The sequence below is a fragment of the Yinghuangia sp. YIM S10712 genome, from assembly GCF_051388935.1.
Lineage (GTDB): Bacteria > Actinomycetota > Actinomycetes > Streptomycetales > Streptomycetaceae > Yinghuangia.
This window is the reverse complement of sequence record NZ_JBPKBI010000002.1, coordinates 120,303-137,070: the sequence shown is the minus strand read 5'-3', so window position 1 is coordinate 137,070 and position 16,768 is coordinate 120,303. Positions and strand designations below refer to the sequence as shown.

The 16,768-nt window shown below is 69.6% G+C and carries 13 protein-coding genes and 1 tRNA gene; 8 read left to right on the top strand and 6 right to left on the bottom strand.

Annotated elements, in window-relative coordinates; translation table 11 throughout:
- Positions 1–37: 37 nt before the first annotated feature.
- Positions 38–760 carry an endonuclease V gene (locus tag ACRX5W_RS06060; RefSeq protein WP_436786894.1) on the bottom strand — a complete coding sequence of 241 codons (723 nt, stop codon included), beginning with the start codon at positions 758–760 and terminating at the stop codon, positions 38–40.
- A gap of 458 nt (positions 761–1,218) precedes the next feature.
- On the opposite strand from ACRX5W_RS06060, the gene ACRX5W_RS06055 reads away from it, so the two are divergent.
- Entirely contained in the window at positions 1,219–2,481 is a 1,263-nt protein-coding gene (locus ACRX5W_RS06055; RefSeq protein ID WP_436786893.1) for an amidohydrolase family protein, read from the top strand.
- 51 nt (positions 2,482–2,532) lie between these two features.
- Here ACRX5W_RS06055 and ACRX5W_RS06050 read toward each other — a convergent pair whose 3' ends face one another.
- The gene (locus tag ACRX5W_RS06050; RefSeq protein WP_436786892.1) at positions 2,533–3,438 is read right to left on the bottom strand and encodes a TauD/TfdA dioxygenase family protein; all 906 of its coding nucleotides are present in this window, start codon (positions 3,436–3,438) and stop codon (positions 2,533–2,535) included.
- A 461-nt stretch (positions 3,439–3,899) separates the two neighbouring features.
- Between ACRX5W_RS06050 and ACRX5W_RS06045 the strand changes: the two genes are divergently transcribed.
- A complete protein-coding gene (locus ACRX5W_RS06045; RefSeq protein WP_436786891.1) occupies positions 3,900–5,231 on the top strand; it encodes a hypothetical protein in 1,332 nt (443 codons plus the stop codon).
- Positions 5,232–5,361: 130 nt separating this feature from the next.
- Here ACRX5W_RS06045 and soxR read toward each other — a convergent pair whose 3' ends face one another.
- Complete coding sequence (gene soxR, locus ACRX5W_RS06040; protein ID WP_436786890.1) at positions 5,362–6,042, bottom strand: redox-sensitive transcriptional activator SoxR; 681 nt, start codon at positions 6,040–6,042, stop codon at positions 5,362–5,364.
- A 109-nt stretch (positions 6,043–6,151) separates the two neighbouring features.
- Here soxR and ACRX5W_RS06035 point away from each other — a divergent pair, with 109 nt between their 5' ends.
- The 3 genes from ACRX5W_RS06035 to ACRX5W_RS06025 all read left to right on the top strand — a co-directional run bounded on the left by ACRX5W_RS06035 (position 6,152) and on the right by ACRX5W_RS06025 (position 8,420).
- Positions 6,152–6,865 carry an SDR family NAD(P)-dependent oxidoreductase gene (locus ACRX5W_RS06035; RefSeq protein ID WP_436786889.1) on the top strand — a complete coding sequence of 238 codons (714 nt, stop codon included), beginning with the start codon at positions 6,152–6,154 and terminating at the stop codon, positions 6,863–6,865.
- Positions 6,862–7,920 carry an S-adenosylmethionine:tRNA ribosyltransferase-isomerase gene (locus tag ACRX5W_RS06030; protein ID WP_436786888.1) on the top strand — a complete coding sequence of 353 codons (1,059 nt, stop codon included), beginning with the start codon at positions 6,862–6,864 and terminating at the stop codon, positions 7,918–7,920. Before ACRX5W_RS06035 ends, ACRX5W_RS06030 begins: the two co-directional genes overlap by 4 nt.
- Positions 7,921–8,346: 426 nt before the next feature.
- Positions 8,347–8,420, top strand: a tRNA-Lys gene (locus ACRX5W_RS06025).
- Between the two features lie 406 nt (positions 8,421–8,826).
- On the opposite strand, the gene ACRX5W_RS06020 is transcribed toward ACRX5W_RS06025, so the two are convergent.
- Positions 8,827–10,923, bottom strand: coding sequence for a hypothetical protein (locus ACRX5W_RS06020; RefSeq protein WP_436786887.1), 2,097 nt, complete (start codon positions 10,921–10,923; stop codon positions 8,827–8,829).
- 146 nt (positions 10,924–11,069) lie between these two features.
- Between ACRX5W_RS06020 and ACRX5W_RS06015 the strand changes: the two genes are divergently transcribed.
- Positions 11,070–12,242, top strand: a complete 1,173-nt coding sequence (locus ACRX5W_RS06015; protein WP_436787495.1) for an RNA-guided endonuclease InsQ/TnpB family protein — start codon at positions 11,070–11,072, stop codon at positions 12,240–12,242.
- Positions 12,243–12,440: 198 nt separating this feature from the next.
- Here ACRX5W_RS06015 and ACRX5W_RS06010 read toward each other — a convergent pair whose 3' ends face one another.
- Positions 12,441–13,037: a GtrA family protein gene (locus tag ACRX5W_RS06010; protein ID WP_436786886.1), complete on the bottom strand. Its 597-nt coding sequence runs from the start codon at positions 13,035–13,037 to the stop codon at positions 12,441–12,443.
- Positions 13,038–13,772: 735 nt separating this feature from the next.
- On the opposite strand from ACRX5W_RS06010, the gene ACRX5W_RS06005 reads away from it, so the two are divergent.
- Positions 13,773–15,164: a glycosyltransferase 87 family protein gene (locus ACRX5W_RS06005; RefSeq protein WP_436786885.1), complete on the top strand. Its 1,392-nt coding sequence runs from the start codon at positions 13,773–13,775 to the stop codon at positions 15,162–15,164.
- A gap of 90 nt (positions 15,165–15,254) precedes the next feature.
- On the opposite strand, the gene ACRX5W_RS06000 is transcribed toward ACRX5W_RS06005, so the two are convergent.
- The gene (locus tag ACRX5W_RS06000; RefSeq protein ID WP_436786884.1) at positions 15,255–15,722 is read right to left on the bottom strand and encodes a DUF6325 family protein; all 468 of its coding nucleotides are present in this window, start codon (positions 15,720–15,722) and stop codon (positions 15,255–15,257) included.
- Positions 15,723–16,194: 472 nt separating this feature from the next.
- Here ACRX5W_RS06000 and ACRX5W_RS05995 point away from each other — a divergent pair, with 472 nt between their 5' ends.
- The gene (locus tag ACRX5W_RS05995; RefSeq protein WP_436786883.1) at positions 16,195–16,716 is read left to right on the top strand and encodes a cell division protein SepF; all 522 of its coding nucleotides are present in this window, start codon (positions 16,195–16,197) and stop codon (positions 16,714–16,716) included.
- Positions 16,717–16,768: the final 52 nt, after the last annotated feature.

Here is a 16,768-nt window from a genome sequence, read left to right as displayed (position 1 = left end):
GGGCGCCCTTGCGCTGTCCGCGAGTTGCCGGGCGCGTTCAGTCCGCCGCAAGCTCCCCCGCCAGCGCCTGCCGGCACGCGCGGTCCGCCGCCCGGGTGGTCTCCGGCAGGCGGTAGCGCGGGCTCAGGGCCAGGACGTGGCGGCACGCGGTCGCGAGGTCGAGGCCGTGGCCGACCGACACGAAGACCGGTTTCACCCCGGCCTGCGTGCGCAGCACCGCACCGACGGTCTCGCCGTCGAGAACGAGGTCCGACACGGCACCGCGATCGGCGGCGGGCGGATCGTACGTACCCACGAACGCCGTCTTGCCGACGCCGATGCTCGCAATTCCCGTGTGCACACCGATGTGGCAGGCCAACCCGAACCGGCGCGGGTGAGCGAGCCCTTGCCCGTCGCACACAAGCAAGTCCGGTGCGGTCGAAAGGCCGTCCAATGCCGTCAACAGCGACGGCAGCTCACGGAACGCGAACAGACCCGGCACGTAAGGGAATTGCGCCCGGCCCCGGACCACCGAGCACTCCAGCACGGCCAGTGTCACGGCGTCCAGCACCACGACCGCCGCGGCGAGCCGGTCCGAGCCCTCCGCGTACGCCACGTCCAGCCCGGCGACGCGCCGCACCGGCGACGGTCCGGAACCCGTCGCGTCGACGAGCGGACGCAGCCGGTCCTGGAGGGCGCGGGCTTCCTCGGCGGTGGTCGGCCAGGACTGGTCGCCGGGCGTCGAAGCGGCGGCGGTCGGTGAGTTCGGAATGGTCGGCACCTGTCCACACTAGGCAACCGGCACCGGGCGGCCCAGCGAAAAACGGAGCGGACCTCGGATGCGCCCATCACCGCCCTCGACAACCCAAACGTCGCTATTCGGCCGACCTGTTTCAGCTTCTGACACACCGTCACCCTCTGGTGCGGCACAGGCGCGACGGCTACGGTGTCGCGCGGAACAGCGCCCCGGACCGGGCGCTCGACGGCTCGGGCCGCCCCACCGCACGGTGGCCGGGCGACGACGACCGGATCGCGACACACGCCACACATACCGGCCACCACCGCGAACAGCCCCCGGACCTGCGGCTCCGCACCGGATTCCTGCGGCGCCTCCCGGCACGTAACCCCTCGGTAACCCTGCGGCAATAGCCCGCCCCCAAAGTAGTCGGACAAGACTGTTCCTTTCGCATCCCCCGCACCGGAACACATCCGCGCATGCCCGGCGCACGAGGAGAAGCCGTGACCGAAACGACCACCTTGACCGGAGCGACGCTGCCCGACGGTCGCGTCCGCAACGTCGTCCTGCGGCACGGCACCGTCAGCCACATAAGCCCGGTCGGCATCCCGGACCCGCGCCAGGCGGCGATCGACCTGACGGGATATCTGCTGCTGCCCGCGCCGGCGGAACCCCACCTGCATCTCGACCGCGCACTCAGTTGGGAGCCGGTCGGCAGCGACGCCGGTGGCCGTGACGGCGCGGTGCGTTCGTGGCGGGCGGCACCGACCCGGTACGACGTCGGGGACCTGCGACGCCGCGCTCGTGCGGCACTCCAGGTCCTGTCCGCGAACGGCGTCACCTCGGTGCGCACGCACGTCGACTTCGGCGTGGGCGCGCCGCTGCGCGTCATCGAGATCCTGCGCGAACTCCGCGAAGACCTCCAGCGCGTCCTCGACCTGCAGATCGTCGCGGTGGCCTCTCCGGGCCTGTCGGACCGCGCGGCCCTTGAGGCGTTCGCCGCCGGCGCCGCGCTGCTCGGCGGCCGGCCGCACAGTTCGCCCGACCCGCGCGGCGAGACGCGTCGCCTGCTGCGCCTGGCCGACCGCGCCGAAGTCGACCTCGACCTGCACCTGGACGACCAGCCCGACCACCGAGTGCTCGCCGTCGCGGACCTGGCCCGGCTGCTGCGGGCGTCGGGGTTCGGCCGCCAGGTGACAGCGAGCCACTGCGCGAGTCTGGGCACACTGCGCCCGCCCGCGCTGGCCAAGGTGGTCGAGGCGATCGCGGCGTCACGGCTGGCCGTCGTCGGCCTTCCGTCGGCTCCGCTGACCGACGCCCGAACCGGCCGGGGCGCACACGGACTCGCGCCCTGCGGCGGACCCACCCCGCTGCGGGCGCTGCTGGAGGCCGGCGTGCCGCTCACCGCGGGCGGCGACCACCTGCGGGACGCCCTGCACACCATGGGCCGCGGCGACCCGCTGGAGGTGGCGTCGCTGCTGGTCACCGCGGGCCAACTGTCGGTGGACCAGGCCTACGCCGCGGTCAGCACCGACGCCCGCCGCATCATGGGCCTCCCGGACGCCGGCCCCGAACCCGGTGCGGTGGCCGACCTGTTGGCGGTGCGCGCGAGCAGCCTCGCGGAAGCCGTGCTGGCCGCGCCGAGCGACCGCATCGTGCTGCGCCGGGGCCGCGTCGTGAGCCGAACGGCCATGGGAAAAGCCGCCGGACACACCCGCGCGACAATCGGCCGGCAACGTACCCGAGTCCCCGCCGGCGCCCGCTGACACGCGAAAGGGCCCGTGCCACCGCACGGGCCCTTTCGGTTCACTCAGGCGTCACGCCGCCTGGGCCACTTCCGCCGGAACCGGCTTGATCGCCGTGCTGGGACGACCGTCGACACCGACCGGGACGTCGCCGTCGACCGTCGTGCGGTGCAGCACCCGCAGGGCGTCGCCGAAGTCGGCGATCGCACGGTGCTGAGTCGCCCGGTTGTCCCAGATCGCGACGTCGCCCGGCTGCCATGACCAGCGCACGGTGTTCTCCGGCCGCGTGACGTGGCCTTGCAGCAGGTCGATCAGCAGGCGGGAGTCGTCGCGCGAGTAGCCGGCGATCCGCTGGAGGAAGTTGCCGAGCACCAACGTGCGTTCGCCGGTGACCGGGTTCACGCGGACGAGCGGGTGCTCGGTTTCGTAGTGGACCTTGGTGAACACCTCCTGGTAGCGCTTGAACGCCTCCGGATCACGAGTCGGGGCAACCGCGGCGTAGTCGTAGACGTTCGTGTGGACCCCGCGCAGGTTGTTCGCCAACTCCTTGAGTTCCGGGGTGAGTTCGTCGTACGCGGCGGCGGTGTTGGCCCACAGTGTGTCGCCGCCCGCCTCGGGGATCGTTATGCCGCGCAGGATGGACGCGAGCGGGTAGGCGGGCACGAACGTCACGTCGGTGTGCCATTGGCTGGCCGAGCCGCCGTACTCGCTGGTGATGGGCAGGACGTACTCGCCCTCCAGATTCACCGTCGGGTGCCCGACGGGGTCGCCGAGAAGACGGGTGAACTCCAGTTGCGCCTCGTCGGTCAGGTGTTCCTGGCCGCGGAAGAAGATCACCTTGTGCTCGTGCAGCGCGTCCCGGATGGCCTGGACGGTCGCGGCGTCGAGGTCGCCCGACAAGCGGACGCCGTCGACGACCGCGCCGATGCGGCCGGCGACCTTGGTGACGGTGGTGGTTTCGAGCGTGCCGGCAGTCATGCTGCGGTTCCCTTCGGGAGTTTTCGCGTTGGTCAAGTCGACGTGCACGCGGGCGTGCACGGGAGAAATGAGCCGAATGGCCCGGTAGTTCGGTCCTGCCGAACGGCACCGGCCCGGCGAGAAGCGCGCGACCGCCGCGCCACGGGCGCGTGAGGCGTACGGGAGAAGCGGCGCGCGTCGTTCAGCGACAGTGCGCGCCGGGGGGCACGGGCAGGTGGGAGATGCGGTGGCGTACGAGCGCGCGCATCGGAATCCCTCCCGTCCGGGGTCGTGCGGACACGTTGCCCGCGACTGGGTCGATTGTGGGACGACTTGGATGCACAGGTCAACTATTAACGGATGAACATATCGCGACACACCCGCATGAGCACCCCCATATATCAAGGAACCGACGAACCGCCACCTACGGTGAGTTTTCGTCGGCTTTTCTTCCCTTTTTCACCCTCCGGACGAGGTGAGTCGTGCGCTCCGCTCGTGGTGCAGCCCTGCTCGTCGTCGTCGCCGTCCTGGCCGCCGTGGGATTCGTGTTCCTGGCCAGAGAAGGCGGCGGCGACCCCAAGAACGACACGTCGAAAGCACCGGCCTCCGATGGCGGCGGCGCGGACGGGGACGGCAAGTCCGTCCAGGCCGCGCCCCCGCCCGCCGGAGCCGTGACCCTCCTCGGCGACGGATCGACATCCGTGACCGGCACCCAGCCGAACCAGATGCCGATCGACAAGCTGAAGCCGGGCGAAGTCCCGCCGCAGTTCGTCGTCTTCTCATGGGACGGCGTCGGCGAGGACAGCCAGCGCCTCTTCTCGCACTTCCGCCAGGTCGCCAAGGAATCCGACGCGACGATGACGCTGTTCCTCAGCGGCCTCTACGTGCTCCCCCCGGACAAGCGCGCGCTCTACCACGGCCCGCACCACGGCGTCGGCGAGTCCGACATCGGCTTCCTGGACCCCGACCAGGTCCACGACACGATCGAACAGCTCGGGCTGGCGTGGCAGGAAGGCCACGAGATCGGCACACACTTCAACGGCCACTTCTGCGGCCCGACCGGCGTCGGCTCCTGGACCGCGGCGGACTGGATCAACGAGACCCGCCAAGCGGTCAAGTTCGTGCAGAGCTGGAAGACGAACACCGGGTTCTCGGACCTGCCGGCCCTGCCCTTCGACTACGAGAAGGAACTGATCGGCAGCCGGACGCCCTGCCTCGAAGGCCAGAAGGCACTCCTGGAGGCGGCCCCGCAGCTCGGATTCCGTTACGACTCCAGCGCCGGCGGCGGACGCCAGGTGTGGCCCAAGCAGGTGAACGGCATCTGGGACATGCCGCTCCAATCCCTTCCCTTCCCCGGGCGCACGTTCGAAGTCCTGTCGATGGACTACAACATCATGGTGAACCAGGGCAACACCACGAAGGGCGACCCGTCGAACTTCGCCGCGTGGGAGAAGCAGGCGTACGAGATGTTCACGAGCGGATTCGACCGCGCCTACAACGGCAATCGCGCACCGCTCATCATCGGAAACCACTTCGAGAGCTGGAACGGCGGCATCTACATGAAGGCCGTCGAGAAGACGATGCGCACGGTGTGCGCCAAGGAGGGCGTGCGCTGCGTGTCCTTCCGCCAACTCGTCGACTGGCTCGACGCGCAGGACCCGGCGGTGGTGGCCAAGTTGCAGGAGCTGAAGGTCGGCCAGAAGACCGACTGGCAGGCCCTGTGGAATGCGCCGGCACCGGCCCCGGCGCCCGCGCCCGTCACTCCCGCGATCCCGGTACAGCAGATGCCGCCGGCGGTGAAGTCGGGTACCTGACAGGGAAGTTGCCCACACGCATCATCGGAGGCCCGGCGGCAGACCGCCGGGCCTCCGACGTTGTCCCGGTCGCCGCGGCACTCTGCCCGACCGGGCCAGGACCTGTCCGGCGGAAGGCCACCGGGCCGGCTCAGTCGCACACGAACGCCGCAGCGCACCCATCCCCCGCGACCAGTTCGGCGTGCGTGCCGTCGCTCCGCGCGACGTCGCCGAAGCAGTTCTCCGCGAGATCGCCGGTGCCGCACGGATCGTCGGCCACGGGGTCATCCGCCTCGTCCCGCTCCCGGTCGACTTCCGCCGACGCCCTCGGCCGCCGTGCGCCTCGTCCGCTTGCCGAGCCACCGTCCAGTGCCGGACCGTCCTCGCGCAGCAGTGCCGGCAGCATCCTCGCTCCGGCCCCGTAGCGTGCGGCGGCATCGCCGGGGTTGGAGATGGCGCAGCTCCGCAGCGACAGGCAGCCGCAGCCGATGCAGGAGTCGAGTCCGTCACGCAGCGTGGTCAGTGCGGCGATCTCGGCATCCAGGCGGGCCCGCCAGCTTCGAGAGATGCGCGCCCAATCGCCTTTGGTCGGGGTGCGTGCCTGCGGCAGCATCGCGAGGGCCTGCCGGACTTCGTCGAGCGTGAGGCCGACGTGCCGCGCGGCGCGGATGAACGCGAGGCGCCGCAGCACCTGGCGCTCGTACCGCCGCTGGCCGCCGCCTGTGCGCTGTGCGTCGATCAGCCCCTCGCGCTCGTAGAAACGCAGTGCGGACGCCGCGAAACCGCTGCGGTGAACGACCTCGGAGACGGTCAGCAGGTCGGTGTCCTTCATGGCCACAAGCCTTTCCGCCGGGCAGTGCTTGACCTGAAGTCAACTTCAACTTGCAGCATAGGCCATGCACCCACCCATTGACGGACCATCACAGAACGGGGACCACGCCATGCCCGTCGCCCTCATCACCGGCGCCTCCCGCGGGCTCGGTCTCTCCCTGGCCCACGGACTCGCCGAACGCGGTTGGACGCTCGTCCTCACCGCCCGCGGCACCGACGAACTCGCCTGGGCCGCCGCAGACTTGCGCACCGAGACCACCGTCATCGCCGTCGCCGGCGACGTCTCCGACCCGGCACACCGCCGGCGCCTCACCCACACCGTCTCGGGACTCGGCGAACTCGACCTGCTGGTCAACAACGCCGGAACCCTCGGCCTCAGCCCCCTCCCGCCACTCGCCGACTACCCGGCGGCCGCCCTGGAGGAAGCCTTCCGCATCAACACCATCGCGCCGCTGGCACTCGTCCAGGCCTTCCTCCCCCGCCTGCGCGCGTCACGCGGCACCGTCCTCAACATCACCTCGGACGCCGCGATCGAGCACTACCCGGGCTGGGGCGGCTACGGCGCCACCAAGGCCGCCCTCGACCACATCACCGGCACACTCGCCGCCGAAAACCCCGAAATCCGCTTCCACGCCGTCGATCCCGGAGACATGCGCACGGCGATGCACCAAGAGGCCTTCCCCGGCCAGGACATCTCCGACCGCCCCGAACCCGGCACCGTCGTCCCGGCCTTCCTCGCCCTCCTCGACCGGCACCCCCCCAGCGGCCGCCACCGCGCGGCCGACTTCGCCACCCCGACGCCCGCACAGGAGATGTCGCGATGAAGCTTCTCGGCTCCGCCGCCGCCCGGACCCGCTTCCACCTGCCCGAAGAACTCCACGCCTCCGTACCACCGGAGGCCAGGGGCCTGACCCGCGACGGGGTTCGCCTCCTCATCAGCGACGGACGCAAGGGCGTGACCCACGCCCGCTTCCGCGACCTCGGCGACCACCTGCGCCCAGGCGACCTGCTCGTGGTCAACACCTCGGCGACGCTGCCGGCCGCCGTCGACGCCACACGCTCCGACGGGCGCGGCGTCATCGTGCACTTCTCCACCGCGCTGGACGACGGCCGCTGGATCGCCGAACTCCGACCTCCCGACAACCCCGGCGGCCCGGTCCCGGACGCCCGCGTGGGCGAAGTCGTCGCCCTGCCGGGCGACGTGACGCTCTCCGTGGACGAGGCGTACCCGGACCCGGCCACCGTGCGCGGCAGCCGCCTGTGGGCAGTACGCGTCAGCGCATCCGTCCGGGCGTACCTCAACGAACACGGACGGCCCATCACCTACGGCTACCTGCACGGCCGTTGGCCCCTCACCCACTACCAGACCGTCTTCGCCCAAGACCCGGGCAGCGCGGAAATGCCCAGCGCGGCACGGCCGTTCACCAACGACCTCGTCCTCGACCTGATCGCCCGGGGCATCGTCGTCGCACCGGTGACCCTGCACACAGGAGTCTCCTCCCTCGAAGCCGGCGAACCCCCGCTGCCGGAGCGCTTCCGCGTCCCCGAACAGACCGCCCGCCTGGTCGAGTTGACCAAACGCACAGGGGGCCGCGTCATCGCAGTCGGCACAACGGCGACCCGCGCCCTGGAAAGCGCCGCCACCCCCGCGGGGGCCATCACCCCCACCGAAGGCTGGACCGACCTCGTCCTCGGCCCCGACCGCCCCGCCTACACCGTCGACGGCCTGATCAGCGGCCTCCACGCCCCCGAGGCCTCGCACCTGCTCCTCCTGGAGGCCGTCGCGGGCGCCGACACCGTCGGCCGCGCCTACACCGCAGCCCTCGAAAAGCGCTACCTGTGGCACGAGTTCGGCGACTCAAGCCTGCTGATCCGCTGAGACACGCGACCGTCGCCGCCCGACGGCAGTCGCGAAGGAGCACACGCGACGTCGCCGGAGCCGTCGGCCGGAATGCGCCGACGCGCCCCAGCAGCACGGGCCTGCGTCGACGATGGCAACCCAACCGCCTCGATCCCGGATGCCTAAGCGGCTTCCCACCGCGGACATCGAAGCGGACCCGATTTTTTTGCCGCACCGGCAGGCGGCGGATGTGCGGCAAAAGGGGCCCACGCGCCCCCGCGCGCGCACGGCCTCATGTAAACACGACGTCGGCTGACGTCCTTCGCCGCCGGCACCACGTAACGACACAGCCCGAAGGACCGTCACCACCGACCCCAACAACGACCACCGGTGCTCCAACACCCCCACGCGGTTTATTCGGTGCCGACCACTCCCGCCAATCGGGTACTATTTTTCCCACAGCAGGCGCCGCTAGCTCAGTTGGTTAGAGCAGCTGACTCTTAATCAGCGGGTCCGGGGTTCGAGTCCCTGGCGGCGCACAAATGCGATAGGCGACCCGTGCCCACGGAAAGCGTGGGCCGGGTCGCATTTGTCTTTTCTGCGCGGCTTCGCCGCGCGTTGCGGGGGCTTCGCCACCCGCACCCCCTGCGCCCTGGTCGATCCGGGGGCCGTTTGCCGGCGCGAGTTCTGCGGCGCGGGTGTGCGCCTGCGCCTTGGTCGATCCGGGGGCCGTTTGGGAGCGCGAGTTCTGCGGCGCGGCGTGCTCGCGGGGGCTTCGCCACCCGCACCCCCTGCGCCCTGGTCGATCCGGGGGCCGTTTGTCGGCGCGAGTTCTGCGGCGCGGTGTGGTCGCGGGGGCTATGCCGTGCGTCGTGGGTGGCTGTGTTGTTTGGGACGCGCGGCTCCTGTGGCCTGGGGTGCCGGGGGCCACAGGAGCGCGGGCGGTCAGGGCTTTGCGGGGAAATCTCCGACTTCGAAGAGCCACGCGGAGGGGATTCGTGTGCCGGCCGGGAGCCAGAACCAGCCGATTTGGCCGGGTCCTACCAGGAGGCGGTAGTGGGCCGGGTCGGCGTTGACCTGCTTCAGGAGTTCGCCGTCTCGGCCTGCCTCGGAGAGGAGGAGGTAACGGGCGCCTGATTTGTGAAGCTTTGTGGCCAAGTCGGCGGCGTTGCGGGGGGATTCGAGCAGGTCGATTTCGCGTTCGCCCTTGTCACCGATGATGAGGTGGAGGAACTGCGCGCCGCAGTCTTCGGTCAGGGCGACCGTCTCGCCTGCGGGAACGTGTTCCCTGATCGGTGCGTACGCCTGCCGTGGTTGGATTTTGCTGTTTCGGTCCGGGTCGTCCATGAGGTCGATGACCTCTTTGACGCTCGCCTTGTGCCAGCTCGTGTCGGAGCCGGTCCAGATGTGGGTCGGGGACGTGGCCCACCACATGCTCGTGGCGGATGCCGCCACGAAGGCCAACGCCACGAGACCGGCCGCGAGGCGGCGGACGAGCGGAATGCGGGTACGCCAGTCCTGCCCCGCGATCGTGGTTCGCGCCTCGGGGAGCCTGCCGGCGAGTTCGGTGAGGAGCACGGCCAGGCACACAACACCGAGGGCCGGGAGCAGCAGTACGTAGCGCGCCCACCACGGCGCGGGGGACGCTGCGGCACTCACCACCACGGGCACCGCGAAGCCGTAGATCACGTCGAACCGGCGCTTCCACGCGAGCAGGGCGAGGCCGATCAGCACGGCCGGTATCAGCAGGAAGAGCCACTGAAGGCCCAGCCCCCCGGGAATCACGTCGTAGGAGTACGCGTGCCGGGAGTGTTCGTGCCACCACGAGTCGAGCGTCGTCTCGGTCGCCCCCTGCTCAAGCCAGTGCGGCGGGGTGTTGGGGACGATGATGATGTCGTGCACGGTTCCCTCACCCTGGAAACCGAACATCGTGAAGGGGTAAAAGGGGTTGTCGTACCGCAGCCAGGTCCGCACGTACCAGTAGGAGCCGAGCAGCAGCGTCGGGACACCCACGAGCAGCGCGCCGGGGAGAACCAGCCGCACGGTGGTGCGCAGACGGGCCCGGGGGCTGTCGTCCCGGGGTTCGGCGCCGCCGCCGATGAGCGGTGCGACGCGCCAGAGCTGGATCAGGGCCGCCAGGACGACGAAGGCGCAGACGAGCAGGTTCGAGGACTTCACTCCGATGGCCAGGCCGAGGGCGACGCCGATGAGGCCCAGGTAGCGGAACAGCGTGCCGCGGGCGGAACCCCCGCGTGCGTGGGCGTCCACCACGGCGTCGCGTGCCGAGATCACGAGTTGGAACGCGGCCATGGCGGTCGCCGCGGCGGCGACGTCCACGTAGCTCGTCGACGCTTGAAGGAAGACCGCCGGCACGGCGAAGAAGCCGAACGCGGCCAGCAGCGCGTACTTGCGGGACGCGCCGGCGCTGCGGGCGAGGCCCGCGACCGCGGCGAGGCCGAGAAGGACGAAGGGGATGCCGGATGTCCAGGCGTAGCGGGTGGTGCCCAGGAAGGCGCCGCCCCATGCGATCAGGAGCTCCTGGCCCTGCGGGTAGACGTCCGCCCACAGGACGTCGGAGGTGTGGCCGACGTTCCCGTTCTGCAGCCAGATGTCAGGACCGGTGACGTGGTACCAAAGGCCGTCCCAGTCCAGCGGACCGAGTGTGGTGCCGAGCGCGCCGCGCCAGGCGTACTGGCCGACCACAAGAACGCCGAGCACCACGACGAGCGGATGCCGCCAAAACGTTTTCGCGGTGCCGAGACAGTCGGTGACCGCCTTCTGGGCCTCGCGCCGGACACCGGCCCGGGTACGCCGGACCCAGACGATTTCGGCGGCCACGACCACGACCGTGCCGATGAACAGGCCCCAGGCGTTCAACTGCCGCATGGCGCCGCCGACGAGCAGCGTTATGCCGGTGAGTTGGGCCGTCCCTGCAAGGAGCCACGCGGTGACGGTGTCGACGGGGCGGCGCAGGCCCAGAGCACACGCCACGTACCAGGCGCCGACCGCGGTCAGCACCAGCGTGAAAAACAAACCGATCATCAGAAACCTTCGAGGAGACCCCCGCCTCCAGGCGGGGAAAGAGCAGGGCAGGACAGGCGGTTCGCCCGACGCACAACGTCGTTGAGCATGCACAAGCAGCGACGGTAGAGTTGCGCATCGTGAGGAGCGCTTCCGTGAAGCGGGCGATGCGGTACCGCTTCTATCCGACCGACGCGCAAGCTGCGGAGCTTGTGCGGACGTTCGGGTGTGTCCGCAAGGTGTACAACCTGGCCTTGCAGGCTCGTTCCGAGGCGTGGGAGCTGCGCAGGGAGCGGGTGGGCTACGGCGCGACGTCCGCGATGCTGACCGCGTGGAAGCAGACTCCGGAGCTGGGGTTTCTGCGAGATGTGTCGTGTGTGCCGTTGCAGCAGGCGCTGCGGCACCTGCAAACGGCGTTCGCGAACTTCTTCGCGAAGCGGGCCGGGTTCCCGCGATTCAAGTCCAAGCGCAGGTCGCGAGCGTCGGCGGAGTACACCGCGTCCGCGTTCGGCTACCGCAAGGGCCGGCTCACCCTGGCCAAGATGTCCGAGCCGCTGGACATCGTGTGGTCCCGTCCGCTGCCCGAGGGCGCGGTACCGTCTACGGTGACCGTTTCCCGCGACAGCGCCGGGCGCTGGTTCGTGTCCCTGCTGTGCGACGACACGGTCGCACCCGCACCGGCCACCGCGAACACAGTCGGCGTGGATGTCGGAATCGCTTCCCTGGCGACCCTGTCCACCGGAGAGAAGATCGCCAACTCCCGGCACGAGCGCCGCGACCACGAACGCCTCGCCCGCGCCCAGCGCGAACTGGCCCGCAAAGAGAAGGGATCGAACAACCGGGCCAAGGCCCGACTCCGCGTCGCGCGGGTCCACGCGCGCATCGCCGACCGGCGCCGGGACCAACTGCACAAACTGTCGACTCGACTCGTCCGCGAGAACCAAGTGGTCGTGGTCGAGGACCTGTCCGTCCGCCACATGGTCAAGAACCGCAACCTCGCCCGCGCGATTTTGGATGCGGGGTGGCGGAACCTCCGGATGATACTGGCGTACAAATGCAACTGGTACGGGCGTGAACTCGTTGTGGTTGACCGCTGGTTCCCCAGCAGCAAGCTGTGCGGGGCCTGCGGAACAGTCGCGGCGACACTGCCGTGCGATGTGCGGGAGTGGACGTGCGGCTGCGGCGCCATCCACGACCGCGACGTCAACGCAGCGAAGAACATTCTGGCCGCCGGGCCGGCGGTTGCTGCCTGTGGAGACGGTGTAAGACCTCAACGGGAGTCCTCTCTCCCGGGCGGGCAACGGTCGGCGAAGCAGGAAAGGTCCCAACCGCCGCGCTGACGCGCAGTGGCTCGGCCGCGAGGCCGAGGGGACTCCCTCTCGTTCACAAGGGGGAGGAAGCCAACAGACTCAGGTGTCAAGCTGATGAGGGCCCCCGCAGAGCGTGCGGGCACTTGGTACGGCGGCACCAAGTCGCCTACGGCTGGGACGGAAGTCGCGAGAACCGCGCGACACATCGACGATTCGGACGCCGGCCGGTCACCGATCGGTTCCGGCGTGGTCCTGCGGCCGGTACGTCGACCGCTCCCACATCGGGTCTCCCTCGCCGGCCGACACCGACGCGTTGTGGACGGCGCCGACCTCGCGGATCGCCGACTCGCCGTCGGGCTCGGCTTCGGCGGCGGTCGGCGGCGTGTGCCGGAAGACCCACGTCCGGTATCCCCAGAACCGGAACGCGGTGGCAACCGCCATGCCCAGGATGTTTCCGGAAATGTTGTCGGCGAGCAGCGACGTGAATCCCAGAACGTAGTGCGAGAACCACAGGAAACCCATCTGGATGAGCATTCCCATGACATTCACCGCAATGAAGATCAGACCCTGCATGGGGATCTTCGCCGGCCGTACGTCCACCGCGCGCTCGCGGTAGGTCCATTGTCGGTTTCCGACAAAGGCGACCAGGGTCGAGACGGTCAGCGACAGCGCCTTCGCCAGGAGCGGTTCGAGCGATGTGGTCGACCGCAGTATGTTGAAGACAATGACATCGGATGAATAACCCAAGCCGCCGACGACAGCGAACTTGCTGACCTCCGGATACAACCGGTGGGACTTGATTCTCCTGAGCAAAGACGAAGACAAGAAAAACACCTTTGGGGACGGTCGTTGCCGGGGGTTCGAATTCAGGGCTGACGCCCGGCGGCTCGCGGAATCTCGATCAGGCGCAGGCCGACGGCACTGTCATCGGCGGCCGAGCGGATCGGAAGAGAATGTCGACACCGGGGTGCCCTGCGTACCCCCCACGTACGTAACCCCCTCCATGGCCCCCTGCGTTACCCCCACGTACGACGGGCCCCCGGGTAATTCCTCCCGGCGGGCAAGGACGCGACGGGATTCCCGGGGCCGGAGCACGCCGCACCGGCGGTCGATTGTCAGACCACGGTACGGGCCAAGGCGGCGATACGCTTGCCCGGCATATTGCCTCCCAAGTTCCCTAAAGGCAATCCCCTTCCCACGTAACCGGTTGGTAACGATTTACCGCCGGTCGCACGGCCTCGGCGCGCCCGTTGGCAATTGTCCCGATCCGCGTATCGGGTGACTGTGGATGCGTGGCGCGCCCTGCCCCCGAGACCGGCCGAAAATAGCCTGCGCCCGAGCAAAAAGGTCATTACGGTCGGCGCCGCGACGCCGGGCCGCGACGCGCCGAAAAGCCCACCACCAGCGACAGGCCCGAGCACCCCGCAATGCTACCTCTGGTATAGGCTCTGCCGACGCTCGGGCCGCTGCCCGGCCGGCCCGCCATCGGAAAACAGCGGGAGATCCCCCACGGACAATTCGGGCGATTTCCCGCGCGCGCATTCAGAGGGGCTCATCCACGTGCGTGGCAGCATTCACTCGCTGAAGTCCCGGATCGCGGGCATACCCGCGCCGGCCGAGCCGCAGCCGCGGACGATCCCCTTCGGCGCACCGCTTCTGGCGGTGGGCGCGTTGGTGTTCGCACTCGCGCTGTGGGCCTGCGTCGAGGCGTCGCAGGCATGGGGCTACGCCTGGAACGGCGGCGACCTCTACATCTACTTCCTGGGCGCGCACTCCGTCGAGGACCACTCCGACGTGCTGTACAGCGCGGGCTTCGGGCCACTCGAACTGCCGTTCATCTACCCGCCGTTCGCCGCCTTGACGTTCTCCTGGATCGTCCCGGACGACTTCATGGACCTCAAGGAGGCCATGTCGATCGTGACGATCGCGTGCACGTTCATCGTGTGCTGGATCGCCTGGGGCATGCTCGGCTACCGCAGGACGATCGGCCGGCTCGGCGCCGCGCTGGCCACCGCCGGCGTCTGCCTGTGGCTGGTCCCGGTGAACCGGTCGCTGCAATTCGGCCAGATCAACATGCTGCTGCTGACGTTCATCGTGGCCGACGTGGCGACTCCCGACCGGCGCGGCTGGAAGGGCGTCGGCATCGGCCTGGCCACCGCGATCAAGCTGACGCCGGGCCTCTTCGTGGTCTACCTGCTGCTCACCCGCCGCTTCCGGGCCGCCGGCGTGGCCATCGGGACGTTCCTCGCGACCGTGGTGTTCGCCTGGTTCTTCCTGCCCGGCGCGTCCAAGACCTACTGGACGAACGTCAGCGAGATCGGCTCACGGGTCAACAACGAGATCCCGTTGTACGCCCTGGACAACCAGACCCTCAAGGGCTTCTCCCTGCGCCTGTTCGACGGCGGCTTCCCCGGCGGCCCGGTCGCGTTCCTGCTCGCCGCGGCCGTCGTGGTCCTCGGCCTGGCGTCCGCGGTGATCGTGTCGCAGCGCGGCCACGAACTCGCGGCGGCGACGCTGGTCGGCCTCGTCGGGCTCCTCATGTCGCCGCTGTCGTGGTCGCACCACTACGTGTGGGCCGTCCCCGCCCTCGTCCTGCTGCTGCACTGGGCCTTCACCCGCCGCACGATCGGCGTGTGGGCGGCCCTCATCGTGTTCGCGGTGATCTTCGCGTCGATCCCGATGGCCCGCCCCGATTACGGGCCGCTGCCGGACAAGACCGTCCCCCTCGGCCTGCTGTGGCTCGCCCCGGACACCGACCCACTGGGCTTCGGCCCGGCCGAGTTCTTCTTCGGCAACAGCCTGGTCTTCGTCGGCTCGCTTGCAGTCGTCGTGGCCGCAATCTGGTCGTGGCGCAGCATCAAACCCGCTCTGTCCGCCCGGTCGTCGCGTCCCGCCGCCCCGGAGGACACGGCGGCACAGCAACCCGAGCCCCGCGCCGCAGGCCGAATCTGACGGGTCGACCGCATCAGCGAAGAGGCGCCTCCCACAACGGGATGCGCCTCTTCTCGTGTCCGCCCCACCGCAGGGCACGACGCCCGGTGATCACTCGCCGGTGTCCGACCCGTCCCCCCGGCCCGCCGACGCCTCGATCTGGTCCTCCACGTCGTCGAGCGTCGCCTGCGGGAGCCGCGTGTACGACAGGAGCTGCCCTCCCGCCTCCCTGATGCGCACGGCGACCTCCCGGGCCCACACGTTCTCCACGAAGACGACCATGACCAGGGAATCCGGCGGCATGATCAGCCCGATCTGCTCAACATCGCTTTCCCCCGCAAGCCCGAGCATGCGCCGGGCCGCGACCTCGGCGGCCATGTCGCGCAGGCTCTCGTACTCGCTGATCTCGTGGTGGGTGATCTCACCGTGCGCGTCCTTGATCACGATGAGCATGTCGATCACCCGGACGTCGCCCCGCGCCTCGACCTCGTCGACGGCGTCCAACACGGACCGCGTCAGCCGTTGACCGGGAAATCCGAGGACGATCGCGTCGACAGGCCCCAGCTCGCCCACGTCCATGCCTCCTCCAGCACGCTCTCCCGGTGACCGCGCCACCCGGACGCGCCTTCCACGCTAAGCCGGTGGGCAAGCGGACGCACGCGGATGCGCGTTCGGCGGGACGGAAATCGACCACCGTTCAACGGTACAAGCCATGAATCATCCGTCATGTTGCCGGAACAGGCGGATATTTACCGCATGCGTCCACGAATATCCCTGTCGACAACGGGAGTTCACCGCGCCCGGTGCGGCACCGACGCTATCCGGCCGTTCTCACGAAAAGGGAAATGCCCCTGGCGCCAAGGAACTTGCTGCGGAAGCATGGTGGGCTCCCCCGGTTCCGGTATGCCCCCGGAGTATCCCAGGTCGACAAATGTCCGCCGGGAGCGCGCGTCGCCGGTCCAACGGGACAGGTACTGGCATACAGTGCCGTCGAGTGGAGGACAACGACATAACCCGGACGGGGCCGGGGCGAGCGGAGAGGGAGGTGCCCATGGGCGCGCTGCGCAAGGCCGGCTCCTGGCTCGGGCTCGGTTCGGGGGACGAGGACGACGACATGTACCGCACCGGCAGGGGCGCGTACGACACAGGCTCCTACGACGAGGACGACGACGTGGACACCGGCTGGGTCTACGACGACGGTCCGGAATCACAGTCAAGACCGCTGGAGGGCAGCGTCGTTCCGGCGTCGGAGATCTTCGCGGCCCGCGCGGCCGCGGCAGCCGTCACCAAGCCGACCTCGCGGATCGCGGTCGTACACCCGAAGAGCTACCACGAGGCCCGCGCGATAGGCGAATACTTCCGCAAGGACATCCCGGTCATCATCGACCTGACCGCGATGGACGAGGCGGACGCCAAGCGGGTGGTCGATTTCGCGTCCGGCCTGACCTTCGGGCGGCGCGGCACGATGGAACGCCTGGCGAAGCGGGTCTTCCTGCTGCTGCCCGGCGATGTCGCCCTGCTGACCGGCGACCCCGGCAACAACAACCACGACGGCTTCTTCAACCAGGCGTGACTCGGCGCATCCGGCCGCGGCCGACGATCTTCAGGTGAGAGGTGAGGGGCCC